Source organism: Nocardioides malaquae (genome assembly GCF_015070385.1).
In the GTDB taxonomy this organism is placed as follows: domain Bacteria; phylum Actinomycetota; class Actinomycetes; order Propionibacteriales; family Nocardioidaceae; genus Nocardioides; species Nocardioides malaquae.
The window spans coordinates 1-380 of the sequence record NZ_JADCSA010000132.1; the positions used below are offsets into that span (position 1 = coordinate 1).

Annotated in this window: 1 protein-coding gene; it reads left to right on the forward strand. The window is 44.5% G+C overall.

What is annotated here, in order from left to right; translation table 11 throughout:
* Positions 1–204 (forward strand): hypothetical protein (locus tag IEQ44_RS17135; RefSeq protein ID WP_227487615.1); only part of this gene is annotated, 204 nt, incomplete at its 5' end.
* Positions 205–380: the final 176 nt, after the last annotated feature.

Genomic DNA, 380 nt, shown 5'->3' on the forward strand with positions numbered 1-380 from the left:
CGATCCGACTTACTCCTGTTTTGTGGGAAGAAAAAAAAAAAAAAAAAAAACGGACAGATTTATGACCTTTACAGTCAAGAAGATCCAAGTTGGTCCAGTGACAGACTATCTGCGTCTGAAATTGTAGAATGGGGTTTGAAACTCACGCAGGGTATGTGTTGGTTTGCATTTTTTCCCTTAGTTTTCAGTATTGCCAATACTTGAAGACTTGGGTATTAAGCCTCAAGACAAAATCTGTGCGTGTGCGTGTGCGTGCGTGCGTGTGTACCTCCTGGGCCGCTGTGCTGTGTGATTGCTCGGGTTGATAGACGGAGGAGTCATTTTTAGTTCTCTTATCGACAACCACCGTCTAGCAATCACCCTCTGCCACTTATCACCAC